This window comes from Tenacibaculum sp. M341, from assembly GCF_004337695.1.
GTDB lineage: Bacteria > Bacteroidota > Bacteroidia > Flavobacteriales > Flavobacteriaceae > Polaribacter.
In genome coordinates this window covers 1-353 of record NZ_SJXJ01000102.1, presented here as the reverse complement: position 1 = coordinate 353, position 353 = coordinate 1, and the positions used below count along the sequence as shown (strand labels likewise).

Below are 353 nucleotides of genomic sequence, written 5' to 3'. Positions count from 1 at the left end.
CCTAGTTCTTTATTAAGCTTATTAACTAAACTTATTGCCTTTAATGAATGACCTCCCAAACGGAAGAAACTTTGTGTAACACTCAATTCAGATGATTCAATAGACAGTACCTCTGACCAAACACTTACTAATGAAGACTCTAAGGTAGTTTCAGGAGCTGTATAGCTCTCTTTGGAAACCATGCTGGCTTTCGGCAAATTACAATAATCTATCTTACCGTTGGAGGTTAATGGAAAACTATCTAAAACTACATAGACTCCAGGAACCATATACTCTGGTAAAATCTCCTGTAAATAACTTTCCAGCTCAGACGATTCTATACCTGTTGTACTTGTATAGTAACAAACTAAATA

General features: G+C 35.4%; 1 protein-coding gene. It reads right to left on the bottom strand.

Features of this window, described 5'->3' with window-relative positions; translation table 11 throughout:
- Positions 1-353 (bottom strand): phosphopantetheine-binding protein (locus tag EYW44_RS22000; protein ID WP_243643720.1); only part of this gene is annotated, 353 nt, incomplete at both ends.